We start from the raw sequence: 11,539 nt of genomic DNA, 5'->3' as shown, positions 1-11,539 counted from the left end.
GCTGCCCTACCGGCCGCGCATATGATAGAAATCAAGAACATACTGAATGATACCGAGTTGCACACGGATCCGCTCGGCTTCCGGCTTTTCTCTCGACGTCTCAACCGTGATGACCGGAATATGAAGCTGTTCCGTCACTGTCCGGTTGATGCTGCCTTCCGGCGGTGATCCAAACAAATCCAGTTTGACGCCGATTTCCGGGTTCTGTTCGGAATCGGCGATGAGACCGAGCGTCAGATCTTCGATCCCGTCCAGAGAACCGGCGATCACACTTTCGCCGAGCTGGTCGATCCCGTCCGCATGTTTTCTCGCCTCATGCAGATCCAGTACCAGATCTGGACTCTTCTCCCGGATATCCCGGAAGAGTGCCGCAGCAGTCACTTCCGCTCCGCTTCCGTTGTTCTCTCCCGGAAATGCCCGGTTGATGTCTTCATTCTCTCTTGTGGTCCGCTTTCCGTGTTCCGCTCCGTACCGGTTCACCGCTTCAATCAGGTAAATTTCTCCGGCAGAGAGTTCTTCTCCCTGTGACAGTGTCTCTGCCAGCTTCCGGACCGCCCCCTGACCGGCTGTTTCATCGCCGTGGATCCCGGCTTCGATATAGAGAACCGGACCTTTCTTTCCGCTTCGGATGTGAATCACGGTGTTCGGACCGCTTCCCGACGGAATCGTGTAACTCTCGATGCTTTGTTCCGAAGAATTGATAATATTCCGGTCTGCTATCCGCTTTTCTTCCGGTTCTTCGGTATCGTTCCCGGTCATATTCTCTGTATTTTCAGATACATCCGAATTCCTTTCATCTGTTTTGGATAACAGTTCCGGTTTTAAAGCATCATTCCCGTTTTTGTCTTCGCGGCATTCCGAACCATTCAGACCGGTTTCCTGCGCCGTCCGACTCTGAATCGCCGCAGAAAAAGCGGAAGATCCGCAGCCGGCTGCCGCCAAAGCAATCCCTATCGCAGACAATGCTGCCGGAATGTGTCTCGACATACCTGCTCCCTCGATCAACGGCCCCGGAAAAACGATTCCGTGTTGTCTTTTCATACGTTATTTCTCCCGAAACGCAATCAAATCTGAATTTTCATTTTTATGCCGCGCATAATCTTATAATTACAGAATTCTACACATCTTGTCTATTTTCTCTCATTTTTCTCATTTTTATCTTCACAGAATTTCTTCCCGTCTGCGGGATTCTGACCATACCTGCGCTGCAGTTTCCGGACCGCTGCCTTCAAATGTAATGGGGACGAAGTCCCAAAACAGACTTCGCCCCCATTACATTCATTCCGAAAAAATCCGATCCACATCCCCCGACGCCGTATTATGCCTAATGCTCGTTTTTCCAACGGTACAGCGTTCTGGGCCGTCCCATCTCACCGTACGAGTAATCCTGCTCGATTCTTCCTTCTTTGAGGAGAAACTGAAGATAGCGATACAGCGTCTTTTTCTTGATGGTCGTCGCGGTTTCGATCTCATCGATATCCCGGAAAGCCGCTTCTCCCTTCAATGCTTTCTCAATCTTGGTCAGCGTCACCTCGCTGATTCCCTTTTCGTGGAAAACATCCTGCCGTGAGATTTTCTCGCCGTTATCATTCTGCCCTTCCCCCGCAGCCTCGCTTCTGACCGCCCGGTCATCTTTCCCGGGCGTGCGGTCAGGTAGCCTCTTTGCCGCCAGCTGAAGATGAACCTTGATCCGGGAGATCAGATCGATCGCTTTGATCGGTTTCAGGGCATAATCATCTGCACCGGCTTCGGTAAAGCGCTGAACCACACGGTCGCTCTCCTCAATCGTGAGTACGACAATCGGCACATCCGGAAGAATCTTCCGAAGCTCGCTGACGGTACTGATCCCATCTCTTCCGGGCATATGATAGTCCACCAGAACCAAATCCGGTATCTGACTGCGGATCACATCCATCGCCGCGTCATAGCCGTTTGCCATCAGCGGAATCCACCCCTGAAATCTGCAGATCTGTTCCAACGTATACAGAATATCCGGATTGTCATCAATCGCCAGAATCCTCACCGTCTGCGCCGCCATTTCCGTCATGCGCGTCCTCCCTTACTTCATCCAGCAGGATTTTCACCCGCGTGTATTGATTCTTCTCACTCTCTATCTCAATGGTTCCGCCGTGGGCAGTGATCACCTGACGGGTAAATGCAAGCCCCAGTCCCGAGGATCCGGCCCCGGAATAACCGAGTTCAAAGGCCTGTGTCCTCTCATGCTCTGTCATGCCGTGTCCATTGTCCTGCACCATGATCTCGATCCCGCCGTTCTTCCGGCCGACGGTCAGATCAATTCGGCCCTTTTTCTTGTCCACCGCTGCATAAGCATTGTTGACGAGGTTGATGACCGCGCGGACCAGGCGAATCCGGTTTCCAAGAATCTGCGCCTCCGGACACGTATTTTCATACCGGATCATATCTGCGGGTATCGTGATGGAAACCTGCGCGAGAACATCATGAAACAGATCGTCCGTATTCAGCGGTTTTTTCCGGTTTTCATAAAGAATCTCCGAGATCATCACACTCATATTGCTGAGCGCTTTTGAGATCTTGGCGAAATATTCCCGGATCAGCGGATTTTCTTCCATCATCTCCGCGAGGCTGATCAGCCCCTGAACCGTGGTCAGTGGGCTTTTCAGATCATGTACCAGACTCTGCGCCTCCGTCGTACTTCGCATATTCAGCGCCTCGATCCGCGATTCATACAGATTCTGCTGCGCCCTTCTTGTCTCTTCCCCGGCAATCCGGAGCTTGTGTTCTTTCCATAAAAGGGCAATCTGCATGGCCGATGCGAAGGTAAAGATCGTCGTCAGGCATACCGCAAAAATCGTCAGTGTATCTTCCTCGCCCATCGCAAAGGCAAAGGACTTGATATCTCTGGACACTTCTCCGCGGCCAAACCCGTAACGGGTTAATGCCGGCATGACGTCTAGCCACTGAATACTGAGCAGCATCGTCATCACGACGATGACTTTGTTGAACGGACTGACGCCGAAGAGATTCATATATGACAAAAGAAGAATCACACTGACGGTAAAAAGAGCCGGAAAACCGAAATCATAGCTTGCACCGTGGATGAGATCGATCAGCCGGTACATCCCTAAAATGAGACCGAATGTGAGCCAGACATTCCACTCAAAGCGCCGTTTTCCGGCTTTCTTGAACTCGATTGACTCATCGATCAGAAAAGCGCCGAGATAGTGCGGCATCATTCGGACAACGTTCATCATGACCAGCATCAGCGCCGCAAGGATCATATCGGAACACCGGTCTTCCTCCAGCCCGCGTCGAAGATGATCATAAATTCCGAACTCATCGGGCCGCACGATGAGCGGTCCCCAGAGTCCCAGCAGATAAACGCCAAAACCTATGCGAAGTTTCTCCGGGTCATAGAGAATCTCATACTTGCCCCGATGATACACGCTCACATTCTTATCCACGTCTCCTCCTGTATCCTGAAACATTTCTTCCACTATAACACTTACTCCCGCCTTACGGCAAATGCCGTCCGCATGGATCTGTCTTTTGCGCCGCGCTCATCTCCGCCGATTGTTCTTTTGCCGATTGTTTATAACCGTGGAATGACCATTCTCACCCCTTCAATTCTGAAGAGAGCTCTCCGTCTTTTTCCGCCGCCGGTCACCGCATCAAATACATAGTCAGGACCGCGTAAAACGACATCTTCCTCTCAGCAGCGTGCATGTCCCCGCAGAACGTTTTATATCACCGGAGATTTCAGAGAAATCTCCTAACGACATAAAAACGGCCGAAATCCTCTGCAGGGCGTTTCGCTCCGGCAGCAATTCCGGCCTGATTTCAATTCTCGGGTTTTGTCTTATCTCTCATTCGGCATCCGCCAGTCATGATGATTGGTATGCAGAAGTTCTTCGGCCTTCTCCGAGAGCGGAGCTCCCAGGAAGTCCTGATAAACCTGTTTGATGGACGGATTTTCGTGAGAGAATCTCAGATTGCTTCCGCTGTCCTGCATATAAAGGATCGGGGCGCGGAGTGAAGCCATCTCAAAGCCTTCGCGAATCGGCTGACCGCCACCTCCGACGCAGCCTCCCGGACAGGCCATCACTTCCACAAAATCGTAGGACACACGTCCCTGTTTCATCTGCCTTAACAGCTCGTTCGCGTTGCCCAGCCCGCTGACAACCGCAACCTTCAGCGTCTTTCCGCCGAGTTCGAATTCTTCTTCCTTCCATCCCTTCATGCCGCGGACGCTCTTGAACGCATCCGGCTTCGGGTTCTTGCCGTTGACCATGTAATAGGCCGTACGGAGCGCCGCCTCCATAACGCCGCCGGTGGCGCCGAAAATATTGCCGGCACCGCTTCCGACACCCAGAGGAAGATCCGGATCGGATTCCGGAAGAGATGTCACGTCAATCTGGTCTGCACGGATCAGTCGCGCGATTTCCCTCGTCGTCAGCACAACATCGACATCCGGGTCGCCTTCCGCATTCTTCATGCTCGGATATTCCGCCTCTGCCTTCTTCGCAACACATGGCATAATCGCAACCACAAAGATCTTCGCCGGGTCCACACCGAGAAGATTCGCATAATAGGTCTTGATCAGCGCGCCAAACATCTCCATCGGGGACTTGGCCGTTGAAAGGTTATCGACAAATTCCGGATAATGCGACTTACAGTAGCGAACCCAGCCCGGACAGCAGGATGTAAACATCGGAAATTTCTGGCCCTCCGGATGTTTTACCTTCTCCAGAAGTTCGCTCGCTTCTTCCATAATCGTCAGATCCGCGCTGAAGTCGGTATCAAATACATAGTCAAAGCCAATCTTGCGCAGACCGCCGACAATACGGCGGAAAGTCGCAAATTCCGGATTGATCTTGAACGACTCGCCCCATGCGGTACGGATCGCCGGTGCAACCTGCGCAATCGTGATCCGATCCGGATCTTCCAGTGCTTCCAGCACGCGATCCGTGTCATCACGCTCACGGAGCGCGCCGACCGGACAATGCGTGATGCACTGTCCGCAGAGGACACAGTCTGCGTCTTCGAGACGGTAAAGTCCGGTCACATCGACCGTGGTACGGCTGCCGGTATTGACCAGATCCCATACATTTGTGTTCTGAATCTTGTCACACACCTGAATACAGCGCATACACTTGATGCATTTGTCATAATCCCGGATCAGCGGGAATTTTACATTTGATTTCTTCTTCGGAATATTCCTCTCATACAGCATACGGAAAATATTCAGGCTGTTCGCCACTTTCTGCAGCTGACAGTTTCCGCTTCGGTTGCAGATCGCGCAGTTGGTGTCGTGTTCGGACAGGATCAGTTCCACATTGGTCTTGCGGGCATCGCGCACCTTCTTTGTGTTGGTATGGATCTGCATACCGTCCTGCACCGGATTATTGCAGGCGGTAAACAGTCTCTCGTAACCTTCCACTTCCACGACGCACACACGACAGGCGCCGATTTCATTTAACCCCTTCATAAAGCAGAGCGTCGGAATATGAATACCTGCCATGGCGGCAGCGTCCAGAATGGTAGTTCCCTCTGCGACTTCCAGGTCTCTGCCATCGATCGTAACTTTTACCATTTCGCGTCTCTGCCTCCTTTAAATACACCATATCCGAAGTGATCGCAGTGAAGACATCTGCCAGACTCCTGACAGGCCTCTTCTCTCGTCATTCCCAGTTCCATGAGTTTGAAATCGTTGCGGCGTTCATCGGCCGGACGCTCGTGCATATTGATTCTGCCGCACGGCGTATTGTCGCTGAAGCGGACCGGCGGTACCTGAACTTCCGTCGTGATCGCGTGGAAATATCCCAGATATTCATCGATATTCGCCGCCGCAACCTTTCCGGCCGCAATGGCACGGATACAGGTCGCCGGTCCGGTCACGCAGTCACCTCCCGCGAAGATTCCTTCATTGTCCGGAATCTGACTGGTGTCAAATGCAGTAAGACGGCCTCGCTCCAACGGCAGACCGAATTCTCCGAATTTACGGGAGTCAATTCCCTGTCCGACCGCAACAAGCACCAGATCGCAGGGCATCCGGATATCTTCCCGTTCACTGGAATCCTTCACGGACGGTCTTCCGTCTTTGATATAACTGGTCATCTGCTGGCGAACCCAGAGTGCCGCCACTTTTCCTTCCGCATCCTTCTCAATGCGAAGCGGCGCATCCAGTTCCATCACTTCACAGCCATCCGCGATCGCTCCCTGAACTTCTTCCGGAAGCGCGGTCATATCATCGATCCGGCGGCGGTACATGATGTGTACGCTCTTGGCACCACAGCGGATCGAAGTTCTGGCAACGTCCATCGCAACGTTTCCTCCGCCGATCACCGCAACACGCATTCCGGTGAAATCCGGATACTCGTCATCGCCGATGCGGCGGAGAAGTTCTACCGCCGAGATCACGCCGGAGGCATCCTCGCCGTCGATTCCCACTTTACGGTCCGTCTGTGCGCCGATGGCAACATAGATCGCGTCATATTTTTTCCGGATATCCTCGATCTTGATGTCATTTCCGATGCTGACGCCACATTTCGCTTTGAAGCCGGACTTCATCATACCGTTGATCTCGTGATCCAGGATTTCTCGCGGAAGACGGTAGGACGGAATGCCGTAGCGGAGCATACCGCCGAGTTTCTGGCGCTGCTCATAGACCGTGACATCGTGGCCCATGATAGACAGATAATATGCCGCAGACAGGCCGGACGGACCGCCGCCGATCACGGCAACTTTCTTTCCGGTCTTCTCCATCCGTTTCGGAGCCTTGATCTCTCCTTCATGCTCCACTGCAAACCTCTTTAAACCGCGGATATTCAGCGGCGCGTCGATCATCATCCGGCGGCAGCGGACTTCGCACGGATGCTCACAGATCAGGCCGCAGGCTGCCGGCATCGGATTATCTTTGCGGATCAGATCGACTGCATCCTGATATCTGCCCTCATGCACCAAGGCGATATATCCCGGAATATCCACGTGCGCCGGACACTGCGATACGCACGGTACCGGCTGGTTCTGCATTCCCTTGCAGCGGTTTCTGGTGATGTGCTCCACATAGTCGTCGCGGAATCCCTCCAGTCCGCGCAGAACCATGTGCGCACCTTCCGCTCCGATCGCACAGTCGGCGGAATAATAGATACTCTTTGCCGTCTTCTCGATCAGATCCAGCGTTTCCATGGTTGCCGTTCCGTCCAGAACAGAATTGATCAGCAATTCCAGCTGTCCCAGACCGACGCGACACGGAACACATTTTCCGCAGGACTGTGCATGGCACAGATGAAGAAATGACCATGCCAGATCCACCGGACACAGTCCCGGCTGGCTGGCGGTAATACGACGCTCCAGGTCTTTGTACAGCTCTTCCACCGTCTGCTGGGCCTTGTCCTGGGTTACGATGCTAAGTCGACTCATTTACCCGTTGTCCTCCCATTTTCAAAACACTCGCAGAAACGGAGTCATATCGAAGCCGCACTGCGGGCTGTTGGTTGCCGGTTGTTATTAAATTAACTTTTTGGAACAAAATTATCTGAATTTATTATACGCTTTATGGGGATAGCGGTAAAGAGAAAGTATATAGAATCATCCGGAGGCATTTGCCTGTCTGAGGTATGCGTATCCCCTCACGCTGGTCTGGCATGAGATGCCCCTCCAATCTTTCAACACCTTTGTACGTACAAAGCTGCTTCAGAATTGTTCTGATATCTGCTTTTAATTGATGGTAGATAATTTTTGTTTCATGCGCGCTTCATTTCTCTGTTGAGAAACTCGCACCGTGCGCATTCAACAGACTAAAATCCAGAACAAAAAAAGAGAAGCTTCTCAGCTTCTCTTCCTCGAGGCGACAACCAGATTTGAACTGGTGATCAGGGTGTTGCAGACCCACGCCTTACCGCTTGGCTATGTCGCCATATTCTGTTGCGATACCAAAGTATCGAAATGACCCCAACCAGATTCGGACTGGTGTTACCGCCGTGAAAGGGCGATGTCTTAACCGCTTGACCATGGGGCCGTATTGATTGTCCCACACACAGGATCTGGTGTAAAACAAGCTCCTCCAGTTGGACTTGAACCAACGACATCGTGATTAACAGTCACGCGCTCTACCGACTGAGCTATAGAGGAATAATTGCTGTCATATCAGCAACAAAGGTAGTATATCGAAAAAGCATTCATCTGTCAAGCATTTATCTGAAGATTTTTCCCTATTCCTCTTCCAATGGAATGCCCGGTATTTTTCCGGATGACATTCGTTTTCGAAAGCCTCCATGGAACACCACGCGGAACCTCTCACGCATCGTACTTCGGAACCTCTCACGGATCGTTACTCAGAATCTACACGAAACGTTACTCATACGTCACCGTTACTCTTGCAGGTTATATCTGGTTATATAAAATTATTCCTTTCTGACATTTTCGATATTGTCAACCTGATGCTATATTGACAGATATCATATAGAAGAGCTATGGATTCAGCGCTGATCGGAAGCTCAGAACCCCGTGAGAACGTTTTGGAAAAGAGAAAAGGAAAAGGATATGAAAACAAATGAAAGGAATCAGTACCTGTTAAAAATTGCGTATACCGGTCTTATGGCCGCACTTTGCTTCGTCGGATACGCAGTCTTCCCGGCCTTTAACGCGACTGGAACGAAGATTCACCTCGGAAATGCGTTCGTGGTGCTGGGTGCACTTCTTCTTGGAGGTCCCTACGGCGGAATGGCCGGTGCAATCGGACTGTCACTCGCCGATATTCTCGGAGGTTACGCGGCATCTGCGCCGAGAACATTTATCTGCAAGCTTCTGATCGGCCTGATCGCCGGTTTTGTGGCACACCGCATCGCAAAAATCTCGCAGAGCCACCCGAAATCCTACCTGATGCGCTGGTCTGCGATTTCCGCCGCGGCGGGTCTCGGTGCCAACTGTATCATTGAACCATCTATTAAGTATCTGTGGTACACCATTCTAACCCCGAATGCAGACAAGGCGGAATCTGCAATTCGCGCGCTTCTGGCGATTACTACCTACGCGACGATTATCAATGCCGTTATCAATTCCATTCTCGGCGTCATCGTGTATCTGGCGGTCCGACCGATCCTGTTTCGGATTGGCTTTGCGGATGTGAGCGAAGCAAAAGCGGTGTCCCCGTAAGATGCCGCATCAGCATTTCGAATATATCCGGACTTTGCGCACTTAGAGCGAGAATATAACCAAAGACAGGGGCATCCTCGGCGAACATGTTTGCGGAGCGTCACTTGAAAAGGTAAATGCTTAATTTCGAGGTATTATCAGTTTTGCAAAGGTAACTGCATAATACCTCGATTTTTTATGCCTGAAAAGCGGCATGGATGAACCGTATATTTCCTGTCGGATACTCTGTGCCTGTTCCTGTTGATTTCCCTCCGGATAGAAGAGTCTACACGGTCAAGTTCAACCGCAATCTTATGAATAGATTTTCCATCGTTAAGACCTGTCTGTATAGCATAACGTTCGTCAAAAGTTAAATGTTTATTTTTCATGATGATACCTTTCTTAAAAATAGATTTTGATATCACCAGTCATTAGATTTAATGCATCATTGTCGGCATAAATGATAGCAAATTTTCAGAGCCGTCATAAAACTTATCCACAGAGGCAAAAAATAACAGATGATTTTTTACAAGGAGATGTCGATATTTCTCATATGATACTCGAATAAATGTAGGTATGCGGAAATATCATTGGTATCACGTGAAAAAATATATTGTTCAGGAGGTATCTATGAAACAGATGTGCAACGCTGCAAACGTAAAAAAAAGACTGCTGGCTATGTTATCAGTAATTCTTATCATTTTTTCTCTAGTGATTCTGCCATCAAGAAAAGTTAGTGCAGCAAATAAAGTAATTAATACAACTGCCAGCGTTGCAAATATTCAAAAATACGGGAACGTTGTTCTTGATATTAAGTGTTCTGATTTTCTGTCATCAGGCTATGAATTCGGAGATATACTAAAAGTGAACTTTTTGAACCAGAATTTGAAGCTCCCACTATGTAGCAATTATTCTGATGTTGATTCAGGTACTGCAGGGATTTTTGTGAGACAGGAAGATGAGTTTGTCCTGCTTGCAATCAACATGAAAGATTTTGCCACAACATACGGTATTGCCACTAAAAAGACAGCCGCTGACAATTCTGTATCATGGCAACCTGCAGACGGTGCAACAGACAGGATAGAAGTGTCTATCTCCATGGATACAAAAGGTGGATACTATGGCGAATATCTTTTGCATCAGTTGAGCTATACCACAGACAGATCCGATTATCCAAACCTTTCTGATGCCCAGTTTGCTAATTTCAGAGAAGTGACAACTTCAGGAATCAGAAGAGGAAGATTGTACAGGTCCGCTTCACCTATTAATCCTAAATACAACAGGAACATATATGCAGATGCAGCCATCAGGCAAGCTCATGTTACAACAATAATGAATCTTGCTGATGACCCGGAAACAGTCGCTTCATACCCCGATATCAATACAACATACTATTCACACCAGAATTATATAGCTCTGAATATGGGAGTTGACTTTGAAGCTGATGATTTTAAGCAAAAACTGGCTAATGGACTCAAATTCTTCATTTCTGATCCAGGAGTATATCTTGTTCATTGTACAGAGGGAAAAGACAGAGCGGGCTTCGTTGTTGCTGTTTTGGAATGCTTAATGGGTGCTGCTTATGATGAGGTGACTGCCGATTATATGACAACTTTCTATAATTATTATGGAATCACTACGGATGATGAAAGATATAACAGTATTCTAACCAGTAATCTTGAAAAGACTCTGAAAAATGAATTTGGTGTGGAAAATCTTCGCAGCGCGGATTTAAGTGCAGAAGCTGCTGAATATCTAAAATCTACAGGGCTTACTAATGAAGAAATTGACACTCTTAAAAAAGACCTTTCTGAAACAGCAACGGCTCTATCCTCTGTTACCGAAATAGTTCCTGATAAGGATGTCACTTCCGGTATTTATGTAGTTAAGCCAGGCGATACACTCTCTAAAATTGCCAAAGAAAAATATGGGGATTCAAAAGACTGGACCTATATTTACGAACTCAATAAGAATAACATTTCCAATCCGGATATTATCTATATAGGACAGAATTTGAAGCTGGCAAATTAAAGAAGATATATACCATGTATATATTACTGTTTAACAAGGTGAAATAGAATGAGCAAACGCCTCCATGAATAATTCAGGTTAATGTTTTTTAAATGGGGATGCGGGTACCCACCGCATCCTTTACTTAACCCAATATTTGCAAAAGTAAAAGCTCATCTATGCATTAAGTAGTGCAATTAAGCATTTAGTATTTCAATTATCAACATGTTTGCGGAGGACGCCTCTGCCTTTTTGATGTTCCACGTGCTCATCCCTGATAAGCCTCCCGGATAAGTGCTCTATGCATCCCGCACCTAAGAAGCAGAGATCGCCGATTGGCAGACCGCTTCCTCAAGCAAATGATCGGAGCCGATGGAGCCCGGCCAGATGCCTGCACAAGCGGAGCCGACCCACG

At 49.2% G+C, this 11,539-nt stretch carries 8 protein-coding genes, 3 tRNA genes and 1 pseudogene; 2 read left to right on the top strand and 10 right to left on the bottom strand.

The window, feature by feature from the left end; all coding sequences use genetic code 11:
- Window positions 1–6: 6 nt before the first annotated feature.
- From BR86_RS0112190 to BR86_RS0112145, 9 genes and pseudogenes are all read right to left on the bottom strand, one after another.
- Complete coding sequence (locus BR86_RS0112190) at window positions 7–1,041, bottom strand: succinylglutamate desuccinylase/aspartoacylase family protein (RefSeq protein ID WP_031474287.1); 1,035 nt, start codon at window positions 1,039–1,041, stop codon at window positions 7–9.
- 283 nt (window positions 1,042–1,324) lie between these two features.
- Window positions 1,325–2,047 carry a response regulator gene (locus BR86_RS0112180; protein WP_242841612.1) on the bottom strand — a complete coding sequence of 241 codons (723 nt, stop codon included), beginning with the start codon at window positions 2,045–2,047 and terminating at the stop codon, window positions 1,325–1,327.
- The gene (locus BR86_RS0112175; RefSeq protein WP_075034510.1) at window positions 2,004–3,443 is read right to left on the bottom strand and encodes a sensor histidine kinase; all 1,440 of its coding nucleotides are present in this window, start codon (window positions 3,441–3,443) and stop codon (window positions 2,004–2,006) included. The genes BR86_RS0112180 and BR86_RS0112175 overlap by 44 nt, the downstream gene beginning before the upstream one ends.
- A 395-nt stretch (window positions 3,444–3,838) precedes the next feature.
- On the bottom strand, window positions 3,839–5,572 hold the full coding sequence (locus BR86_RS0112165; protein ID WP_031474282.1) for an NADH-dependent [FeFe] hydrogenase, group A6: 1,734 nt from the start codon (window positions 5,570–5,572) through the stop codon (window positions 3,839–3,841).
- Window positions 5,566–7,401 (bottom strand): NAD(P)-binding protein, encoded by a 1,836-nt coding sequence (locus BR86_RS0112160; RefSeq protein ID WP_031474280.1) that lies wholly within the window; start codon window positions 7,399–7,401, stop codon window positions 5,566–5,568. The genes BR86_RS0112165 and BR86_RS0112160 overlap by 7 nt, the downstream gene beginning before the upstream one ends.
- A 217-nt stretch (window positions 7,402–7,618) precedes the next feature.
- Window positions 7,619–7,729: pseudogene (locus BR86_RS16720) on the bottom strand (IS200/IS605 family transposase); the annotation flags it as partial.
- 97 nt (window positions 7,730–7,826) lie between these two features.
- A tRNA-Cys gene (locus BR86_RS0112155) sits at window positions 7,827–7,897 on the bottom strand.
- Window positions 7,898–7,927: 30 nt separating this feature from the next.
- Window positions 7,928–7,999: transfer RNA gene (locus BR86_RS0112150), tRNA-Glu, on the bottom strand.
- 40 nt (window positions 8,000–8,039) lie between these two features.
- Window positions 8,040–8,112, bottom strand: a tRNA-Asn gene (locus BR86_RS0112145).
- A gap of 411 nt (window positions 8,113–8,523) precedes the next feature.
- Here BR86_RS0112145 and BR86_RS0112140 point away from each other — a divergent pair.
- Complete coding sequence (locus tag BR86_RS0112140) at window positions 8,524–9,135, top strand: ECF transporter S component (RefSeq protein WP_031474278.1); 612 nt, start codon at window positions 8,524–8,526, stop codon at window positions 9,133–9,135.
- A 137-nt stretch (window positions 9,136–9,272) separates the two neighbouring features.
- Here the strand turns inward: BR86_RS0112140 and BR86_RS16695 are convergent, their stop codons facing one another.
- Window positions 9,273–9,503, bottom strand: coding sequence for a helix-turn-helix domain-containing protein (locus BR86_RS16695; RefSeq protein ID WP_075034509.1), 231 nt, complete (start codon window positions 9,501–9,503; stop codon window positions 9,273–9,275).
- A gap of 241 nt (window positions 9,504–9,744) precedes the next feature.
- On the opposite strand from BR86_RS16695, the gene BR86_RS16085 reads away from it, so the two are divergent.
- Entirely contained in the window at window positions 9,745–11,145 is a 1,401-nt protein-coding gene (locus BR86_RS16085; protein WP_051684793.1) for a tyrosine-protein phosphatase, read from the top strand.
- Window positions 11,146–11,539 lie beyond the last annotated feature (394 nt).

It is taken from the genome of [Clostridium] aminophilum DSM 10710 (assembly GCF_000711825.1).
GTDB lineage: Bacteria > Bacillota > Clostridia > Lachnospirales > Lachnospiraceae > Clostridium_R > Clostridium_R aminophilum.
This window is presented reverse-complemented; position numbering and strand designations above follow the sequence as displayed.